Source organism: Acetobacter thailandicus, from assembly GCF_011516655.1.
Lineage (GTDB): Bacteria > Pseudomonadota > Alphaproteobacteria > Acetobacterales > Acetobacteraceae > Acetobacter > Acetobacter thailandicus.
Genome location: NZ_WOSV01000002.1, coordinates 79390 through 99166, shown reverse-complemented (window position 1 = coordinate 99166; position 19777 = coordinate 79390). Strand labels below are relative to the sequence as shown.

The following is a 19777-nucleotide window of genomic DNA, read 5'->3' as shown; positions in this document are numbered from 1 at the left end:
TACTTATGGAAACAATCACACGCGCCTCTCTTGTTGAAAACATTTGTCAGGAAGCCGGTTTGTCTCGCAGAGACTCAGCTGCCGTGCTTGAAGATGTTCTCGAAACAGTAGCCTCTGCGCTTGAGCAGGGCGAAAGTGTTAAAATTAGCGGATTCGGTACATTCTCTGTGCGACAAAAAGGCCAGAGAAGCGGACGTAATCCTAAGACAGGGGAGGAGGTGCCTATTCTTCCTCGCTCTGTTCTTGTTTTCCGGTCCAGTCAGCTTCTTCGTGCTCAGGTTAATCATGAGGCAGAGGTGAACTTTGCGGAAGATGCTCATGACTGACGAAAACCAGCTGCCTTCTGTGTCGGATTCTGAAAATTTTTTAGAGAGTGAATTTGAAGCAGGCGGTGAGTTTTCGACTATCAGTGAAGTAGCTGACGAAATTCATGTGCCTCAGCACGTTCTTCGTTTCTGGGAAACTCGTTTTGAGCAGGTCAGGCCGTTAAAACGGCTTGGAGGCCGTCGTTATTACAGTAAGCAGGATCTTGAACTCCTGCGTTATATTTCACAGCTGCTTTATCGGGATGGCCATACTGTCAAAGCAGTCCAGCGCATCCTGGCAGAGGAAGAGGCTAAGGTCTCTGCTCAGAGCCAGCCTGAAGCTGCAGGCAGCAATATTTCTCAGTCAGCAGAGAATGATCCTGTTACGTCTTCTGATGCTGCAATGCAGGAAAAAATTGTTTCTTCTGAAACGACAGAAAAAACAGATAAAGAGCCAGGCGCTGCTGTATCCAGAGAAGTTTCTGAGGTTGCCAGAACAGCTCCTGTCATGACAGATGCAGAGCACACAGCACATTCATCACTCTCTGGCGGTGTGTCAGTCTGGCATAAGGGGCTTGCTGCTGAAGATCATATGTCTGATGAAGCTGGAGCCTCTCAGTTTTCAGAAGATGAATCGTTCTCACATGTAGATAATACGAGTGTTTCTGATCATTCTGAGGACATAAACAGAGAGCTACGTCGGGTGAATGAGCGCGTTAAACATGAGCTGACTAGTTTGCTTTTCGAGCTTGAGGCGATGAGAGATATTTTTTTGCAGGAAAAGTATCTGTAGTTGCTTGTGTCTCTGTGCAGAGACTGCTAAACACTCTTTCACCGGGAAACGGGCAGTAGCGCAGTCTGGTAGCGCATCAGTCTGGGGGACTGGGGGTCGTGGGTTCGAATCCCGCCTGCCCGATATCCGTTTTCCCGGTTTATAAGGTGCGTAGAAAGCACCTTAAATTCTCCTTATTAAAAATGATTATGTCTCTTTGAGCGAGAGCTGCTCATAGACCAGCGCCTCCATACCAGGTCGAGTGCTGCCATTACTGCCGGACCGGCAAACAGACCAAGCAGCCCCCATGTTTCGGCACCTCCCAGGATTCCCAGAAGAACCCACAGGAAATGTAGTTTTGTGGTTCCTCCAATAAGGAAGGGTCTGACAAAGTGGTCCGCTACAAAAATCACCAGTAAGCCCATACAAAAGGTGACAACACCAGCCAGTGCAGCCCCTTTGCTAAGCAGAATAAGAGAGACTAAGCCGATTGCAACAGCGGCGCAGAAGGGTAGCATTGCAGCAACGGCTGTAATGACACCAAAGAGGGCAGAGTGCGGAGCGCCGCATAAATAATATATAACGCCCATGAATGCACCTTCAGCCATGCCAACCAGCACCAGCCCCTGAACAGTGCCATGAACTGAAGCGACAATCTGCCGGGCAATAATTTCACCACGTCGGCCAAAAGCACGACGTGAAGCAATGCGGCACTGATGAATGACGGCATTGCCGTCCTTATATAAAAAAAACAGCGTTAAAATAGAAAAGCAGAATAATGTTCCACGATGCGCTACCTGTGCACCAAGCGCTTTGGTTACTGCCATTCCTTTACTGTTAAGAGAGTAAGCAAAGTCTGCAACGTTTTGCGGATCACTCAGATGGTTATGCCACCATGGTGCCAGGTATTTCTCACCATAGGGCAAATGTGACAGTGCCTGAGGAAATGGTATTCCCGAGTTTCTTGCCGCTTCAAACCATGCCAGAGCACTTTGAGCTTCTTTGACAGCTTTTAGTGTAATAAGCAGGAAAGGAATAATAAAAATAAGCGCAATAACTATAGTAAAGACTAAGGGAAGAATGACAGATCTAAGGCTTTGAGGACATAAAGATCTGACGCGTGTATAAAGAGGCCACGTTGCTATTGCAAAGACGCTCCCCCATATCAGTGAGGGCAGAAAACTTTGAATTGTACACAACGCAGCAACAATAATAAACAATGTCAGGCAGGCACGTGCAATTTCCTGCCCTCTTTTTGACCGGTGGCTTTGTTTATTAAAAGTACAGCTTTGAAGTCTTGTTGTCGGAGCACCACCGGGCTTGTTGTCGGACATTACCTAAGAAACTCCCTGTCTTGCTTCGATAGACCTCTGTCTGGCCTTCACGGTGCCAGAATGAGTGTATAATGTCACTCAGGCGTTATTCACAGAGAATAAATTAATTAATCGCCTCTCCTTAAGATGTCTGAGAAACAGGGTTTATGCTGAAAAATCTTTTGACTGTTGGTGGCTGGACAATGCTAAGTCGCATTCTTGGTCTGGTTCGGGATCAGCTGCTTGCTGCATTTATGGGTGTGGGTCCATTGCAGGATGCATATCAGGTGGCTTTTCGCTTACCGAATATGTTCAGGCGACTTTTTGGTGAAGGGGCTTTTAATGCTGCCTTTGTTCCACTTTTCTCATCAGTTCTGACCCGAGAAGGCCCTGTGGAGGCACGTGAATTCGCGCGTCGTGCACTTGGGGGTATGCTCGTCTGGTTATGTTTTTTATGTATTCTTGGCGAAATTTTTATGCCTGAAGTGGTGCGTATTATAGCACCCGGCTTTGTGACGGATGGCTACCGTTACGACCTTGGTATTGCACTGAGCCGTATTACTTTTCCTTATCTTGTTCTTATTTGTGCTGCCGCTCTGGTTGCCGGTGTTCTCAATAGTTTACATAAATTTAGCGTTGCCGCAGCAGCCTATGTTACATTCAACCTCGTAGGTATTGTCGCGATAATTTTTGTATCGCCGTTTATGCCAAATGTTGCATATGCTGCGGCCTGGGGCGTTACAGCTTCTGGTGTCGTGCAGCTTGGTTTGCTGTTGTGGGCCTGTCATAAGGCTGGGTGCGGGTTGTGGCCACTTATGCCCCGTATGACGGCGCGTATGCGACTGCTTATCAGGCGTATGGTGCCTGGCCTGGTCGGAAGTGGTGTCGGGCAGATTAATCTTACAATTGATACGATTATTGCGACGCTTCTGCCTTCCGGTAGTGTCTCGCTTATGTATTTTGCAGATCGTATCAATCAGCTGCCGCTTGGTGTTTTAGGTGCGGCAGCGGGTACGACGCTTCTGCCTGTTCTGACGCGACATCTTGCTGCCGGAGAGCATGCTAAAGCGCATCATGCACAAAACCGTTCGCTGAGTTATGTTTTGTTGCTGACATTACCTTCCGTGGCGGGGCTTCTGGTGTTGTCAGGGCCTATTATGATCGTTTTGTTTAGTCATGGTGCTTTTACCGATCAGGATGCCCTGCACTCAGCACGGGCCTTATGTGCCTATGCTATCGGGTTGCCTGCGTTCGTAATGGTCAAGGTATTGTCTCCGGCATTTTTTGCGAGAGGCGATACAAAAACGCCTGTGTATATTGGTGTTCTGGTCCTGGTTATTAATTTAATTTTTAATCTGCTATTAATGAAACCTCTTGTTTATATGGGGCCGCCACTCGCCAGTAGTCTTGCAGCTTTTCTCAATGTATCTCTTCTGGCTTTTTTTCTTAAAAAACGTGGTGCGCTGACTCTGGATTTTCAGACAAAGAGAACGTCGCTTCTTGCCTGTGTTTCAGCTGCGGGTATGGCTGCCGGGCTAGTGTGCGTGTCTTCTTTGTTGCATTTTCCATCGATGTTTCTGACCAGGGTAATCTGGCTATGTGGCATGGTCAGCCTTGGGTCTGTTATTTACGCGATATTTCTGCATTTCTTCAAACTGGCTGATTTTGCCAGTATTTTAACATCCGTACGTCGGAGAGTCAGTATGAAGAGGTAATTAAGTCGGGAATAGTAAGAGTCCGGCTTTTATTTGAGAACCTTGCAGAGTATTTTTACTTTATTAAAGGATAATTACTCTGCCGGATGATAGGGGTATCAGGAACGATCCTTATTAATTCTGATATGAAGTTCCTTCCCGGTTTTGAAAAAGGGAATGGATTTTTCAGCGACATGCACCTGTGCGCCGGTTTTTGGGTTTCTTCCGACTCTCGGTGCGCGTGTTTTAAAGGAAAATGTTCCGAACCCGCGCAGTTCAACGCGATTACCTTCAGACAGGCTTTTCGCTATAGACCCGAAGACCGCATTAACAATCAGAGTAATACTTTTGACCGGCAGATGCGGATTTTTTCTCATCAGAGCGTTAATTAGTTCAGATCTTGTCATATTTAACCTTCGGAGTTCACTTAATCCTATGCAAAAGCGCCGTATGAGCAGGAAATTCTAAAGAAATGAAAGAAAAACTTAACATTACTTAGTGTTCGCGCTGCACATTACAGCGCTTTGTTACAGTATTCTTTGTATAAAATCAAAAGAACAATAAACGTCTGCCCAAAATATATAAAAAAATAAGATATATTTCGGGCAGATTTAAGATTTTATTTTTTAGCGCGACGTGCACGTGCCGCGCTGTCTTCGCCTTCTGTCGTCGCGTGGATTTTACGGCCAAGGCCAATTTCACGAGCCAGTGTTGAACGACGCTCTGCGTAATTAGGAGCAACCATAGGGTAGTCTGTTGGCAGGTTCCAGCGCTCTCTGTACTGCTCTGGTGTCATGTTGTAGGCGCTCTGCAGGTGGCGCTTGAGCATTTTCAGTTTTTTACCGTCTTCCAGGCAAACAATGTAGTCAGGGAAAACAGAGCGTTTGATAGGAACTGCAGGCTGCAGCTTTTCTGGCTCAGGCTGCTGCTGGTCAGCTGTTTTCAGAGCCTGATACACATCTTTAATTAAAGCAGGGATGGTCGCAGGATCTGTCTGATTATTTGAAAGCTGTGCAGAAACAATCTCTGCAACAAGGTCAAGAATAACCGGGTAAGTTTGAGTTTCTGACATGGTCAATCCGTATACTGTATGAGGTGAATATAGAAACGAGTGTATATCGAATCTATTTTTTCTTGTGAATAGAAAAAATCAGAAGATGAAGCAGCGAATACATTTTTTTTAGCAAAAACCGGCGAGTTTTCTTGAATATTTTATTTGAATAAATAAAATTTAATAAAAAAATATTAATATTTCTTTTGTGTATATTTTAAGTATAAGCAGCCGCAAACTTAATTTATTTTTATTTTTTTATTTGTATCTGTTTTATATTATACATATGGTTTGACAAAGAATTTTTTACGTTCCTTTGTGACAGACTATATAAAAAATGCCTTTTAAAGGTATTTATTAATAAAATTTTATTATTGTGGGAATTTAATCTTCCATGTCGTGAAAATTCGGAACTTATGGGTGCCTTTTATCGGGTAGCCATGCCAGATCGTCATGAGCATTTGGCTGCCATAATGGTATCATCGTCTTAATGATAAGTTTGTAGCCTGTTTTCGCAGGTACACATTTTAAAGAGGGACGTATTTAACGTAACCTGTCGTCACGATTGCGCAGTTTTTCTGAAAAATTTTCTTCTTCAGAAAAAACAGGATTTTTTAAATGTGATGTATTCCGCACGGTTGCTGTAAGCAAAGCTGATGCGGAATACTATTTTCAGTTCAGCGAATGCCAAGTTCACTCATAAGAAAGTCACGAAATACAGCAACGCGTTTGGAACTTCTCAGTTCTTCAGGATAGACAAAATAAGCGTTGGCCGTCGGAGATGGAATGTCTTTAAGAATTTGTACCAGATTTGGAAATTCTTTTGCAGCATAGGTTGGAATAGATCCAATACCCAGGCCAGAAGCAATGGCTGAGGCCATTGTGGCCATGCTGTTCACTTCCAGGCGAGCTGACTTTTTAAGCCCTTTTGTTTCTAGATATGTGGTGAGCCAGTTAATATCAGCAACCGGTGGATGGTGCTCACCAAAAGCAACAATCTGATGATCAACAAGCTCATCAAGCGTTTTTGGCTCTCCGTATTTTTCAATATATTCCGGAGCGGCAAAAACAGGCAGATGAAAATCAGCAAGATGGCGCTGTATCAGGTCAGGCTGTCGCGGAGCGTGCATACGCACGGCCACATCAGCTTCCCGCATGCCCAGGTCGAGGTCGTTATCTTCCAGTATCAGGCAGATATCTATCTCGGGGTTTGCCGACATAAATTTTTGCAGTCTGGGCATAAGCCAGCAGGTGCCAAAACCTGTTGTCGTCGTAATTCGGAGGCGTCCGGCGGCTTTTTCTTTGCTTTCTGTTAGCAAAGCCTGTGTCATTTCAAGTTTTGAAAAGACATCTCGCACTGTTTTGTGCAGTGTTTCACCCTGTTCTGTCAGGATGAGGCCGCGTGCATGGCGATGAAAAAGAGGAACCTGCAGGACGTCTTCAAGTGCTGAAATCTGGCGCGAAACCGCTGACTGACTAAGGTTCAGAACATCACCCGCATGGGTGAAAGAACCGGCTTCGGCTACCGCATGGAAAATTCTGAGCTTATCCCAGTCCACGCATGCCTCCTGCAATGATATTAAAAACACACGAGGTAAATACATACCTCGTGGGTCTCTAGGTGCAGTAATTGCTCTTTCGGGTCAAGAGAGGTTTGAATTATAAAACAGATATTTCTGCAAGATAACGTTCCGCATCCAGAGCGGCCATGCAGCCTGTTCCCGCAGCAGTAACCGCCTGGCGGTACACTTTATCCTGAACATCGCCTGCGGCAAAAACACCGGGGACCGAGGTGTGGGTCGTGCCAGGAGTCGTTTCAATATAGCCTTCAGCATCCAGTTTAAGCTGGTCTTTAAATACAGACGTCGTCGGGGCATGACCAATAGCAATAAATACACCGTCTACAGCAAGTGTTTCTGTTGCATTTGTCTGTGTATTACGCAGTTTGACGGCTGAAACGACGGCAGGTGTGCCGCTGGCTTCAATTTCTTCAACCTCAGAGTTCCACAGAACGGAAACTTTAGGGTGCTTAAACAGGCGATCCTGAAGAATTTTTTCGGCGCGCAGGGTGTCACGACGATGGATAAGAGTGACATGCGCAGCGTGGTGCGTGAGATAGAGTGCTTCTTCAACGGCAGTATTACCACCACCTACGACAGCAACTTTTTTGCCACGATAGAAAAAGCCATCACAGGTTGCGCAGGCTGAAACGCCGGCTCCCTGTAATTTTTTCTCGCTGGGCAGACCAAGCCATTTTGCCTGAGCGCCTGTAGCAATGATAACGGAGCGGGCAATGTAACGGGTGCCTGAATCTCCGACCATGTGAAAAGGCGAGCCGGATTTAAAATCAACAGATGTAATCAGATCATGCTCAATCTTTACGCCAACATTGGCAGCCTGAGCTTCCATCTGCTGCATCAGCCATGGACCCTGAACAGCTTCAGCAAAGCCAGGGTAGTTTTCAACATCAGTTGTAATCATGAGCTGACCTCCTGGCTGAAGGCCAGCAACCAGAACAGGATTCAGGCTGGCGCGTGCGGCATAAATGGCTGCGGTATAACCGGCAGGGCCAGCACCAATTACCAGTAGATCAGTGGTTATTGTTTCAGACATAAGGAAGCAGACCTTTCAGTGAGCAGGTAAAAAATCAGAGTGGATACGGTTCTGAAGAAGAAAGAACATTCAGACAATATGGTGTGTGAAAGTTTGTCGTAAAACAGGCCGCTTGTGTTCAGGTATCGTTTTAGCGCATGAGATATAGTCTTGGTTGGATGATGTTTGTAAAAACAACAGTTACAGAATGGAAGGGGCCAGGTGGTCGAACTCGATCCGGTTGATCTGCTCATCGTTGCCGCATTGCAGCAGGATGGACGTATAACAAATATTGATCTGGCCCGCCGTGTGGGTATTTCAGCGCCCCCGTGTCTGCGTCGTGTCAGACGTCTGGAGGAGCTGGGTGTTATCAGTGGCTATCACGCACAGACAGACCTGGTGATGCTGGGCTGGCCGATTACTTTTTTTGCCCTGATAGGTCTGGATAGTCAGAAAGAAGTGGTTTTATCTGCTTTTGAGCAGGAAATGGCCAGCTGGCCAGAGGTCCGTGAGTGTCACATGATACGAGGCGGTGGCGATTTTATGGTGCGTCTGATTGCTCGTGATGCCGCTCATGAAAATGTTCTGACCGGCAGGCTGACCGAAGCCCCGCATGTTATTCGTGTGCAAACTCTGCAAACGATTCGTACGAGCCTTGACAGATGCGGCGTGCCTTTTGCCTCAGCCCCGGGAAAAGCGTAGCGGCTATGCCTCATAAATATTTTTGCTAAGGAGCATAAGGTCTGTGCGTAGCAGAATCTGGAGGCATAAATGGGCTGTGGCACTCATATGCCTGACGTTGTTTCGTCTGGTTATTGCAGCTTTTTTGCCGCTTACACCTGATGAATCCTATTACAGGCTATGGGCTCTCCTTCCTGCCGCAGGGTATTTTGACCATCCGCCCATGGTCGCCCTGTTCATTCGTGCGGGTATGATGCTTCTGGGCGATAACGCCTGCGGTGTGCGTTTTATGGGGCCTGTGTCTGCCGCTGCTGGTACGGTGCTGCTCGCCAGGTCTGCTGAGGGATGGGTTTATTTTCGGGGTGGTTCACCGCAGCAGGCCTGCAGGGCAGCTTTGTGTGCTGCGTGTTTGCTAAACGGGACGGTTGCTCTGGGTGTGGGCACTATTCTGATGACCCCCGACACGCCGCTTTTATTTTTTATTACGGTGCTGATCTGGTCTGTAACACGCTTGTTTGCCACAGGGCAGGGGAGATGGTGGCTCGTTGCGGGTCTTAGTGCAGGGTTAAGCTTTGACAGTAAATACACAGCGGTACTGCCTGTTGCAGGGCTTGTAATCTGGCTGTTTGTTACACAATCCGGGCGTCAGTGGCTCAGGTCTGTATGGCCCTGGGCTGGTGGCCTGTTTGCTGCTGTATTAATCAGCCCTGTTGTGTGGTGGAACATGACCCATCACTGGGTAAGCTTCATAAGACAGGGCGGGCGCACCGGGGACTGGCAGCCTGCAAAAATGCTGACTTATTCAGGTGAGTTAGCTGGCGGGCAGGTCGGGCTGGCTTCTCCTCTTATTTTTCTTTTTTTTGCTTATGGCGCTTGGCTGCTTATCAGGCAGAAAGATGCTCTGTCGCGTTTGTGGGTTTTTATGCTTGCGGTGCCATTATGCGTGTTTGTGCAGCACGCGCTTGGTGCACGGGTACAGGCTAACTGGCCCGTCGTGCTTTATCCTCTTTTCTGTCTTGCCAGCACGTTGCCAGTATGGCGCTGGTGGAAAGCAGCGGCAGCAACAGGTGGAGCGCTGACGCTTTGTATTCTGCTTCAGGCCTTTTTTTCGCCTTTCAGACTGTCACCACACGCGGATGTGACCTTGAGGCAAATGGGCGGGTGGCGTGAGTGGGGGCAGCATGTTGCAAAAAACGTGCCGGCAGATGCTCCTCTCATCGCTGATGACTATAGTGTCGCGGCCGAACTGGCTTTTTATCTGCCGCGCAGCAGGGTGGTGATCGGTGTTGATCCGCGCTGGTCAGTTTTTGGTTTGCCTCAGGCACAGTGCGGGGAAGGGTATCTTGTACGCAGTCACAGGCGCCATGATCAGCCCGATCCTGCTTATTTTTCAGTCCTGTCATCTCTGCCAGACATCATCCGTTCGCGTCGGGGTGTTATTGCTGATACGTATTCTGTCTATAAGGTGAAGCTGAACTGTGAAGGGGGCGCTCTGGCCCGCGATAGTTTTGTTTTGCCTGTCTCTGAGTGACAGGTTGTCAGAAGGTGTTAGTCTTGAGAGTGTTCTTTTGTTACGAACGGGGAATATAGCGTATTATGGCTTTATCATTAGATGTTGCAGTCCAGATGGATCCTCTGGAGCATGTTGATATCAACGGGGATTCAACATTTGCACTGATGCTTGAGGCCCAGGCGCGCGGGCACCGGCTGTTTGTCTATGAGGTGCCCACCCTCGCTCTTGAGGAGGGTGCTGCAGACCGGGGGGCAGCAGCCATGCAGGTCAGTGCTTCCGTCCGGCTTGTTACACTCAGACGCGAAAAAGGTAATCACGCCAGCTTTGGTGAGGCGATTCGCCGAAATCTCGGAGGCATGGATGTGATCCTGATGCGTCAGGACCCTCCCTTTGATATGGCCTATATTACGGCCACTCATTTACTCGATCATGTTCACGGTACCGGTCCGGGCAGGGCACTGGTCGTTAATGATCCGCGCTGGGTCAGAGACTCTCCCGAAAAACTGCTTGTGACACATTTTCCGCAGCTGATGCCTCCGACTCTGGTCACCTGGGATATCGGGCAAATTCGTGCCTTTAGGGCAAAGTGGCGCGATATCATTGTTAAGCCGCTGTTTGGTAACGGCGGAAGTGGTATTTTCCGTATTCGCGAAGACGATCAGAATCTCAATGCATTGCTGGAGATGCATTTCGTGCGCTCGCGTGAGCCTCTGATGATTCAGCGTTATGAATCCGCTGTTAAAGAGGGTGATAAGCGTATTATTCTCGTTAATGGTGAGCCGGTGGGTGCGATCAACCGGGTGCCATCAGCAGAGGATCATCGCTCCAATATGCATGTTGGTGGTGTGGCGCATAAAATTGGTCTGACAGAAAGAGACCGTGAGATATGCTCCACCATCGGTCCTTTTTTAAAAGAGCACGGCCTGTTGTTTGTGGGTATTGACGTTATTGGTAACTATCTTACCGAAATTAATGTTACATCCCCTACAGGACTGCAGGAACTTGCACGTTTTGACGGTGTGAATGCAGCCGCGCTGATATGGGACTGCATTGAGGCAAAGCTGGAGGCAGAATCAGGGGAGCGTTAACAGATCACGAATGCAGGGACGGAGGTGGGGCAGAGTTGTCATTCTCATTTTCCGTTTCTGGCTGAGGCTTTTTCTGTGTCGGAAAAAGGGGGGCATCATAGTCGACTGGTTCGTCTGTTTCTTCAATATGATGGTTCGGGGTTACGGTTTTCCCAAAACGGTTATCGAGCCATGCGAAAATTTGCGCGCGCCAGAAGTATATGAAAATAGATGACCAGCTGCTAACAGCGACCAGAATTAGAATGAATTTTATCATGTTTCTCGACTTGTGGTAATAGCGCCAGCTAAACTGGACGTGGACAAGATATATAAATTTAACGCTCAGGACACAATGAAAGTGTCTTATGTTTAATCATAAAGAGGAAGCAGACTAGTGTCTTTTGAAGAAAGTGGCGTCGGCGGGCGTGAAGCCAGCGTAAGAGAGGTTACGCCTCAGTATGTGACAGAGCATCATAATGATGATCCGCCACCATCTCGTTCTTCGCTTGATGCTGATGCAGTCAGGCTTGCTTACCGGCGCTGGGCCGGTGTTTATGACACAGTGTTCGGGGGCGTATCGGGTTTTGGCCGTCGCCGCGCCGTTGAGGCTGTTAATCGTCTGCCCGGCACCAGAGTGCTTGAGGTGGGTGTTGGTACCGGGCTCGCATTGCCTCACTACAATAAAGAGAAGCTGATCACGGGTATCGATCTCTCAAGTGATATGCTGGAGAGAGCGCGCGAGCGTACAAAGCGCGATAAGCTGGCAAATGTGAATGCATTGCTTGAAATGGACGCAGAAGAAACATCTTTTGAAGATGATTCGTTTGATATTGCTGTGGCTATGTTTGTTGCTTCCGTCGTGCCCCATCCGCGTAAATTACTGCGTGAGCTGAAACGGGTTGTTAAACCGGGCGGTTATATTTTGTTCGTAAACCACTTTCTTGCCCCAGCTGGTCTGCGTGGTGCTGTTGAGCGGGGCATGGCCCGTGCTGCCCGTTCTCTGGGCTGGCATCCTGATTTTGCTATGGAATCTCTTCTCCCGGCAGAAGACCTTGTCCGCGCTCACATACAGCCTGTTCCTCCCGCTGGTTTGTTTACGCTTGTGTCACTGGATAATATCTGAGTTGAAGACTGAAGCTTCTGTATCTCTTCACGTTCGGCTGTGAAATTTCTTTCCCCGGATATTTTGCATATCGGAGTTGCTTTGCAGCAGACCGGCGAACGTGATTAAAGGAGAGGCAGAACTTCAGAGTTTTAAAGGGCGCAGAAGCATGGTGCAGCGTACGGCATCTGTAGATAAAGTTGCAGTTTTTTATTTTTTCCTGGCCGCGTGCGCCGCTCTGGCAGGCGGAGGGGTGTCGTCACTACAGCTGGCTGGTATGCTGCCCGTGTCAGGCTTCCTTAATGTTCTTGAGCATTATCATGCTGTGCTCATGTTGTTCTTTGTCGTGGTGCCTGCCCTTGTGGGTGGTTTTGGTACGGCCTGGCTCCCCGCCGCGCTGGAGCAGAAACAGGTTGTTACTCCGCGCTTAAACGGCGTGGCCTGTCTTTGTATGGTGGCAGCCGGTCTTATGCTGGTGGGCACATCGTGGACTGTAGCGGCCATGATGACCTGGTGTGCCGGTGCATTGCTGAGTGCCATGGTGCTCCTTGCAACTATTTTTGACAGCTGTGCCGATGCTTCAGGCAGCCGGCGGTTTACTCCCTTTGTCTGGGGGCAGATGCTGGCCTCGGTCGTTTTACTCTTTACAGTGCCTGTGCTGGCCGCCACGCTGAGCCATTATGTGCCTGAAGGGCAGAATGTCTCTCTTTCAGCTCTGGCAGGTTTTGCCGCGCCATTAAGTGTCGTTATTCTTCTTTCCGGTTTTGGTATCGTGTTTGAAGCCGTGGCCCGCACTGTCAGCCTTCCATTGCGTTCTGTTGTGATTGTTATGGCTGGTACCGCCATGTTCAGTACTGTTTTGTGGGTAAGGTCAGTTCTTTTTCCCGGGCAGGCTTATGTTTCTGCTCTGACACATCTGCTGCCTTTTTCAGATATGGTTCTTAATATCGCAACGCTGGGCTCGATCCTGCTCGCAGGGTTATGGATAGTTGCAGCATGGCGTGTAAGGCTTGAGCTGAAAGTGCCTGTTTTATGGGGACTAGGCTTTCTGCTCCTGGTTGGTGCCGGCTGGGTCAGTCAGTTTATGCAGGGAGAGGGTCTCCACCCCGCTCTTCAGGCTGGCGCATTATATGCTGTGTTTTGTGGCATTTATCTCTGGCGGGGTGAAGGGTGTCAGCGGTGGTATCCGCGTTCTCTGGCTGTCATGCATTTTGTGACAATGTCTGTCGCGATGGCTCTGGCTGTGCCGGCTTTTTTCGCAGCCAGTCAGCTCTGGAGCGGTGTCTTCTTCACACTTTCTGCTTTGTGTTTTCTTGCCTGTATGGGCTTGAGCTTTGTTCGTAATAGGCCGGCTGATGAGAGCAGTTTTTTTCTGACATCAGTGTTCAGCAAAAAAGCGGAGGCTGTTATTCATGAGTGAGACAATCGTACAGGCTGCGACAAAACTAGAGCGTATAAGGTTTCGTGCTGACCGTGTGGGGACAACGGCAAGAGACTGGGTACAACTGCTTAAACCGCGTGTTATTTCTCTGGTAGTGTTTACCGGTGCAACGGGCATTATTGTGGCACCTGGTAAAATTTCGTTTTTTGAAGCTGCTGTTGCCATCCTGTGCATCTGTCTTGCTGCTGGCGCTGCCGGTGCAATTAATATGTGGTATGACCGCGACATTGACGCGATTATGCAGCGTACAATTACCCGTCCCATTCCTGGCGGGCGTATTCCTGAGCAGGAGGTGCTGAGTTACGGTATCGGCCTTTCCTGCTTTTCGGTCTGCCTGATGTGGATAGCAACGAACGCCCTTGCTGCTGGTATTCTTGCATTCTCTATTTTCTTTTACGCCGTCATTTACACGATGTGGCTGAAACGCTCGACACCTCAGAATATCGTTATCGGTGGTGCTGCAGGCGCATTCCCTCCCATGATCGGCTGGGCTGCGGTAACAGGGGACCTAACGGTTCTGCCTGTTGTGCTGTTTGCTATTGTTTTCTTCTGGACACCACCTCACTTCTGGTCGCTCTCGCTCTATGCCTGCAAAGATTACGGGCGGGCTGGTATTCCAATGCTGCCGGTGGTTAAGGGCGCACGCCATACACGCTGGCAGATATTTATTTATACTCTGGTGTTGCTGAGTATCTCACTTATCCCATCGTTTATGCATTTGTGTGGTGTGGTTTATACCGTGACAGCAGTGGTTCTGGGGCTGGGGTTTGTTGCCTGTGCTGTCAGAGTATTGCTCGAACCTCAGGATGAGCAGGGTGTTAGCCTCAAAGGCGATAAAGCAGCACGGATCTCTTTTCGTTTTTCATTGCTCTACTTATTTCTGCTGTTCTGTGGGCTGCTGGCTGATCACTTTGTAACGGGATGGACTGGCTTATGAATAATGATATAGCTGCGCTGAACCAGCAGGAACAGGCTGAGAAAAACCGTCGTCAGAAAGGCCGCCTTAAAGGCATGTTCATTTTTATGGCTGTTATTACAGGCATTATGTATGGGCTGACGCTTATTCATCTCTGAGATATTGTTCAGATACAGTGCATTAAAAAAGGCGCCTCTGGTAAAAACCGGAGGCGCCTTTTTCTTTACGTATTAGCTGTCTGGCTATCTCAGCGCTGCCCGGTTTGCTGAATGGCAGAGACCAGCCAGCTGCCACCACGAGACGGACGTGTGAAAGTCCATACTTCAGTGACAGTGACAGGCTCAGTTGAGCTGCCCTCAATAACCTGGCCCATAGCATTTGTGGTCAGATCAATCAGACTATAGCGCATTGCAACGGTGGCATAGTCCATGCCGTTCTCACGCCACGCTTCTGACAGGTCACCCTGGATAAAGCGTACGTCAGAGACAACGTTACGTGCCCCCTGAGAGGCCAGGGCAGAAAGCTGCTGATTAAAATAAGATACCATTTCAGGCGTTGCCATCTGCTGCATGGCAATAATGTTCTGCTGGTTCCAAGCCTGCTGGATATCGAGCAGAATATGCTGAAAGGCCTCATAATCACTGCCAGCAATGTCGAGCGGTGCTGATTGCGGTGCTGCGGAGGCAGGGGGAAAACCACCTGATGACGGAGGTGTAAACCCGCTGACAGGTCTGTTGTTTGAGTTGCCAGCGAATTTGCGCCATAGCCAGCGCACAATCCAGACACCAATCATGATCTGAATAATCAGACCAAACATGCTGAATATGCTGTGAATACCACCAAAGAAACCATGGCCGCTTAGCAGGCCAAACAGTCCTGCACCCAGAAAGCCGCCAAACAGTCCTGTCATAAAGGGGTGGCGCGGGCGCATACTCTGATAAGGAGTGCTGCCACCAAAAGGTGCCTGTGTGTTATAGCCAGGGGTGCGGGGTGTAACCGAACGCTCCATGGGTGACGTGGTGTAAGGGGATGTGCGGGTTGAAGGCGGGGCGCTCCAGGTGCGGCTCCCACGGCTTCCCATCGAGCTGCCCTGACCCGGGCGGGCATCAGCATGATATGCGAGCGGCCCTCCCAGCAGGCCCACGGTCAGAATGGCAGTGAGAACAGAAGTAAGGTAACGCTTTTTCACGGTATCACGTGTCTCCACAAATCAGGCTCCTGCGATATTCAGAGCATCGGTTCTTAATGTGGGGGCGTTGGTACCAAAACGGAATACCAGATCGTCCGCAAGAACAAGAGAGGCGAAAATATCCGTCAGATTACCTGCCAGAGTGAAGCCTGCAGCGGCTTCGGCAATCTGCCCGTCACGGATCATAAAGCCTGACGCTCCGCGACTGTAGTCCCCTGTCAGTGCATTAACAGAAGAGCCCATCATTTCAGTGATGTAGAGACCTTCTTTAATATCAGCAATCAGTGCAGCAGGGGAGACCTCCCCCGGGCCAAAAGCCAGGTTCGTCGCAGAGGGTGAGGGTGGTCCTGATGTGCCGCGTGCCGCGCGCCCGTTGCTGCTCAGGCCAAGCTGGCGGGCACTGCGTGAATCAAGCACCCAGCTTTTCAGAACACCATTTTCGATCAGTGTCAGCAGCCCGGTATTCAGCCCTTCGCCGTCAAAGGGGCGTGAGCGCAGCCCGCGCGGGCGGGTGGGGTCGTCAGTGATGGTCACATTATCAGCAAAGATTTGCTGGCCCATTTTTTCTTTCAGGAAAGAGGTGCCGCGTGCAATGGAGGAGCCATTCACGGCTCCGATAAAATGTCCCAGAAAGCTGCTGGCAACCCGCGGGTGAAAAACAACCGGATAATGCCCGGTGCGCGGGCGCACAGGGTTCAGCCTTGCTACGGCATTTTCTCCGGCTTTTTTGCCCAGTGCAGCGGCGCTCTCAAGATCAGTCAGATGTGCGGTGCCGTGATAGTCATAGTCGCGCTGCATATCCTCGCCCTGACCAGCCAGCACGCAAACAGAAGTGCCGTGGCTCGTGCGGGTATAAGTGCCGGCAAAGTCGCGTGAGGTAACAAGTGCAATTTGCGAGCGCCCCCAGGACGCCTGGCTGCCGGCACTGTTTGTTACACCCTTAATTGCCAGAGCAGCCTCTTCACCTTCTCTCGCACGTTCAAGCAGGGTTTTTGTGTCAGGCTCTGCTGTGTCAGCGAGGTCAAGAGTATTGGTGTTATAAACACCCCTGAGGCTGTTTTCAGCCAGCCCCGCAAAGTGATCCTCTGGCAGAACCCGCGCCATGGCCAGTGCCTGTTCTGCCAGGCTGTCAAAGCGCGCAGGTTCAAGAGTGGTGGCTGAGACAATAGCGGCTTTATTACCAACAAAAACCCGCAGCCCAAGGTCAGTTGTTTCTGAGCGTTCGAGCTCTTCTGTTACGCCGTTACGTACACCTGTCGCAACGGCTGTGCCTGAGGCAAACACAGCATCAGCAGCGTCTGCTCCTTTTGCTATAGCCCGGCGGACCAGGTCGGAGAGGGTATCAAGCGTATTTGCACTCATGTGGCCAGGGCCTCCGTAATGCTGTGCAATGAGGGAACGTGCGAGATAGGCCCCAGAGTTGCCAGTGTTGGTGCCTGTGTAAAGAGACGCGTGGCAACACGGCAGATATCTGCTTCAGTCACAGCTTCAACCCGGGCCGTGGTTTCAGCAACCGGTACAATGCGGTTAAAGAGCTGAAGCTGGCGGGCAATCTGTTCACAGCGGCTGCCGGTGCTTTCAAGCGACATCAGTAACGAGGCTTTAAGCTGGGCTTTGGCGCGTGAGAGTTCTTCCGCGCTGACCAGTTTTTGTACTTTATGCAGTTCTTCAATCATTACGGGCACCAGCTCTGCGCACTGGCTCTCTCCTGTGCCGGCATAAATGCCAAACAGACCACTGTCAGCAAATGGCGCATTGAAGGAGTAAACAGAGTAAACCAGCCCGCGTTTTTCACGAATTTCCTGAAAAAGGCGTGAAGACATACCACCGCCCAGCAGCATAGAAAGCAGCAGAATAGCGTAATAGTCAGGATCATTAAAACTGACGGATGGAAAGCCCAGAACAACATGTGCCTGGTCGAGCTGTTTTTCGAGGCGAAATTCTGTGCCGCGATAGAGAGCCGGAACCGGTGAGGCCGGTGGTGTTGAGGGCAGGTCAGCAAAATAATGCGTTACGCGCTCAACAACATCGTCATGATGGAGGTTGCCTGCTGCTGCAACCACCATATTCTGGCTGGTATAATGAGTGCTCATATAGCGCATGAGCGTTTCACGACTCATATTCTGAATGAGTTGTTCTGTGCCCAGTGTCGGGCGCCCCATAGGCTGATCGGGAAACGCACTGGACTGAAAATGGTCAAATACGATATCATCGGGGGTATCGTTAGCCTGACCAATCTCCTGCAAAATTACGCCGCGTTCGCGTTCGATCTCAGTGGGGTCAAAGGTCGAGTGGGTCAGAATATCGCCGATAATATCAACGCCGAGGTCGAGATTATCTTTGAGAAGTTTGACATAAAAAGCAGTCTGTTCACGCGCAGTATAGGCGTTTATGTGACCGCCGACATTTTCAATTTCTTCGGCAATCTGCAGGGCAGAGCGACGGGTTGTGCCTTTAAAGGCCATATGTTCAAGAAAGTGCGAAACACCGTTTTCTTCAGCGGTTTCATCACGTGTGCCAGTTGAGACATAAGCACCAAAAGAGATGGTTTCTACACGTTCCATTCGCTCTGTTACGATAGTCAGACCTGAGGGGAGACGAGTAATATTGATAGGGTCGGTCATTCTTGTCCTGAAAACACAATGGCCGGCAGAACCGGCCTGAAAAAAAAGAAATTAGTGTGTGTTAGCAACAGCGGTACGCACAGCATTTTTCACGGCATCAGCTGTAGCAGGAATGGTTTCATAATATTCTTTACGGGAGAACAGGTCTGCCAGATGTTCAGGCAGAGCCGGGTGTATACCCGTGGCAGCTACCATAGCATCGGGGAATTTCGCCGGATGTGCTGTTGCAACGGCAATCATCGGGCTGTTTTTATCCCGAAATTTGCGGCCGGCGGCAATGCCGATCGCACTATGCGGATCAGCCATGTAGTGAGAATTCTGGTGCAGATGTCTGATCTCAGCTTCGGTCTGAGCATCATCAAGTGCAAGGCCGGAGAAGAGTGTTCTGGCTTTTTCCCATGTCTGCTCTGGTACATCCATGTGTCCTGAACTGCGGAAAGACGTCATGATGCGTGCGCAGGCGGCGGCATCGCGGTCCAGCAGCTCAAACAGAAGCCGTTCAAAGTTTGATGAGACCTGAATATCCATTGACGGTGACAGGCTGGGAACAACGTCCTTCATTGTCATGTCATTTTTATTCAGGAAGCGGGTCAGAATGTCATTGCGGTTTGACCCCACGCAGAGCCTGCTAACCGGCAGACCCATTTTGCGAGCAGCCCACGCAGCAAGAATATTGCCAAAGTTACCTGTTGGCACGGCGAAGGAAACATCCTGGCCTGGTGCTCCAAAATTCAGGGCAGCATAAACATAATAAGGAATTTGCGCTGCAATACGGGCCCAGTTGATAGAGTTAACAGCTGAGAGGTGCATGTCTTTGCGGAAGGTTAAGTCCGCAAAGCAGGCTTTCACCAGGTCCTGACAGTCATCGAAAGTGCCTTCAACAGCCAGGTTGGTCACATTGGCTTCATGCACTGTGGTCATCTGCCGGCGCTGTACTTCTGACGTACGGCCTTTGGGGTGCAGAATGATGACCGACAGTCTTTTGCGGCCACGGCAGGCCTCAATAGCGGCCGAACCTGTGTCGCCTGATGTTGCGCCAACAATGGTCACATGACTGTCACGCTCGCTGAGGACATGCTCAAACAAATGTCCCAGAATTTGCATGGCCATATCTTTAAAGGCCAGGGTTGGACCATGAAACAGCTCCTGTACAAACAGGCCGTTTTCAAGCTGTACAACCGGCACAACAGCCGGGTGGTCAAAACCTGCATACGCTTTTGCACACAGCTGCCGCAGCGTCGCTTCGTCAATATCATCCCCGGTGAACAGAGAGAGAATGCGCGCTGCCAGTTCAGGGTAAGGCAGCCCGCGCAGAGCGTGCCACTCCTCCGGTGAAAGAGACGGCCAGGTCTGAGGCAGATACAGTCCGCCATCTTCAGCAAGGCCGGTCAGCAGAACGTCAGAGAAGGAGAGAACGGGTGCTTCGCCCCGGGTCGAAATATAGCGCATGGCAGGATGATACTCTGATTAAGAGGTGGCGCGAAGAGCTCTTATGCTGATCTGTTATCACAGCACAG

19 protein-coding genes and 1 tRNA gene are annotated in these 19777 nt (G+C 49.8%); 11 read left to right on the top strand and 9 right to left on the bottom strand.

The window, feature by feature from the left end; genetic code table 11:
- Positions 1–5 precede the first annotated feature (5 nt).
- The 3 genes from GOB58_RS03085 (at position 6) to GOB58_RS03075 (ending at position 1221) form a co-directional block, all read left to right on the top strand.
- A complete protein-coding gene (locus GOB58_RS03085) occupies positions 6–326 on the top strand; it encodes an integration host factor subunit alpha (protein WP_086554966.1) in 321 nt (106 codons plus the stop codon).
- On the top strand, positions 319–1098 hold the full coding sequence (locus GOB58_RS03080; RefSeq protein ID WP_173559327.1) for a MerR family transcriptional regulator: 780 nt from the start codon (positions 319–321) through the stop codon (positions 1096–1098). Before GOB58_RS03085 ends, GOB58_RS03080 begins: the two co-directional genes overlap by 8 nt.
- A 49-nt stretch (positions 1099–1147) precedes the next feature.
- Positions 1148–1221: transfer RNA gene (locus GOB58_RS03075), tRNA-Pro, on the top strand.
- A 53-nt stretch (positions 1222–1274) separates the two neighbouring features.
- Here the strand turns inward: GOB58_RS03075 and GOB58_RS03070 are convergent.
- Positions 1275–2411: an AI-2E family transporter gene (locus tag GOB58_RS03070; RefSeq protein WP_173559326.1), complete on the bottom strand. Its 1137-nt coding sequence runs from the start codon at positions 2409–2411 to the stop codon at positions 1275–1277.
- A gap of 146 nt (positions 2412–2557) precedes the next feature.
- On the opposite strand from GOB58_RS03070, the gene murJ reads away from it, so the two are divergent.
- On the top strand, positions 2558–4105 hold the full coding sequence (gene murJ, locus GOB58_RS03065; protein WP_173559325.1) for a murein biosynthesis integral membrane protein MurJ: 1548 nt from the start codon (positions 2558–2560) through the stop codon (positions 4103–4105).
- A gap of 98 nt (positions 4106–4203) precedes the next feature.
- Here murJ and GOB58_RS03060 read toward each other — a convergent pair whose 3' ends face one another.
- The 4 genes from GOB58_RS03060 to trxB all read right to left on the bottom strand — a co-directional run bounded on the left by GOB58_RS03060 (position 4204) and on the right by trxB (position 7748).
- Positions 4204–4491 (bottom strand): integration host factor subunit beta, encoded by a 288-nt coding sequence (locus tag GOB58_RS03060; protein WP_173559324.1) that lies wholly within the window; start codon positions 4489–4491, stop codon positions 4204–4206.
- 212 nt (positions 4492–4703) lie between these two features.
- Positions 4704–5156, bottom strand: coding sequence for a MucR family transcriptional regulator (locus tag GOB58_RS03055; RefSeq protein ID WP_086554970.1), 453 nt, complete (start codon positions 5154–5156; stop codon positions 4704–4706).
- Between the two features lie 656 nt (positions 5157–5812).
- Positions 5813–6694: a LysR family transcriptional regulator gene (locus GOB58_RS03050; protein WP_086554971.1), complete on the bottom strand. Its 882-nt coding sequence runs from the start codon at positions 6692–6694 to the stop codon at positions 5813–5815.
- A 100-nt stretch (positions 6695–6794) separates the two neighbouring features.
- Positions 6795–7748, bottom strand: a complete 954-nt coding sequence (gene trxB / locus GOB58_RS03045; RefSeq protein WP_173559323.1) for a thioredoxin-disulfide reductase — start codon at positions 7746–7748, stop codon at positions 6795–6797.
- 201 nt (positions 7749–7949) lie between these two features.
- On the opposite strand from trxB, the gene GOB58_RS03040 reads away from it, so the two are divergent.
- The 7 genes from GOB58_RS03040 (at position 7950) to GOB58_RS03010 (ending at position 14605) form a co-directional block, all read left to right on the top strand.
- Positions 7950–8429, top strand: coding sequence for an Lrp/AsnC family transcriptional regulator (locus GOB58_RS03040; protein ID WP_086554973.1), 480 nt, complete (start codon positions 7950–7952; stop codon positions 8427–8429).
- Between the two features lie 43 nt (positions 8430–8472).
- Entirely contained in the window at positions 8473–9939 is a 1467-nt protein-coding gene (locus tag GOB58_RS03035; RefSeq protein ID WP_265792269.1) for a glycosyltransferase family 39 protein, read from the top strand.
- A gap of 65 nt (positions 9940–10004) precedes the next feature.
- Entirely contained in the window at positions 10005–11009 is a 1005-nt protein-coding gene (gshB, locus tag GOB58_RS03030) for a glutathione synthase (RefSeq protein WP_173559322.1), read from the top strand.
- A gap of 439 nt (positions 11010–11448) precedes the next feature.
- Entirely contained in the window at positions 11449–12111 is a 663-nt protein-coding gene (locus GOB58_RS03025) for a class I SAM-dependent methyltransferase (RefSeq protein ID WP_086555043.1), read from the top strand.
- Between the two features lie 148 nt (positions 12112–12259).
- Complete coding sequence (locus GOB58_RS03020) at positions 12260–13510, top strand: cbb3-type cytochrome c oxidase subunit I (RefSeq protein ID WP_173559321.1); 1251 nt, start codon at positions 12260–12262, stop codon at positions 13508–13510.
- Entirely contained in the window at positions 13503–14468 is a 966-nt protein-coding gene (locus GOB58_RS03015) for a heme o synthase (protein WP_173559320.1), read from the top strand. Before GOB58_RS03020 ends, GOB58_RS03015 begins: the two co-directional genes overlap by 8 nt.
- Positions 14465–14605, top strand: a complete 141-nt coding sequence (locus GOB58_RS03010) for a hypothetical protein (RefSeq protein WP_173559319.1) — start codon at positions 14465–14467, stop codon at positions 14603–14605. Before GOB58_RS03015 ends, GOB58_RS03010 begins: the two co-directional genes overlap by 4 nt.
- An 89-nt stretch (positions 14606–14694) precedes the next feature.
- Here the strand turns inward: GOB58_RS03010 and GOB58_RS03005 are convergent, their stop codons facing one another.
- From GOB58_RS03005 to thrC, 4 genes are read right to left on the bottom strand one after another with little or no spacing between them, the layout of a single operon-like run.
- A complete protein-coding gene (locus GOB58_RS03005; protein ID WP_173559512.1) occupies positions 14695–15636 on the bottom strand; it encodes a Tim44 domain-containing protein in 942 nt (313 codons plus the stop codon).
- 21 nt (positions 15637–15657) lie between these two features.
- Positions 15658–16998: a TldD/PmbA family protein gene (locus GOB58_RS03000; RefSeq protein ID WP_173559318.1), complete on the bottom strand. Its 1341-nt coding sequence runs from the start codon at positions 16996–16998 to the stop codon at positions 15658–15660.
- On the bottom strand, positions 16995–18260 hold the full coding sequence (locus tag GOB58_RS02995) for a M16 family metallopeptidase (protein ID WP_173559317.1): 1266 nt from the start codon (positions 18258–18260) through the stop codon (positions 16995–16997). The genes GOB58_RS03000 and GOB58_RS02995 overlap by 4 nt, the downstream gene beginning before the upstream one ends.
- A 51-nt stretch (positions 18261–18311) precedes the next feature.
- Positions 18312–19709, bottom strand: a complete 1398-nt coding sequence (gene thrC / locus GOB58_RS02990; RefSeq protein ID WP_173559316.1) for a threonine synthase — start codon at positions 19707–19709, stop codon at positions 18312–18314.
- Between the last annotated feature and the right edge of the window lie 68 nt (positions 19710–19777).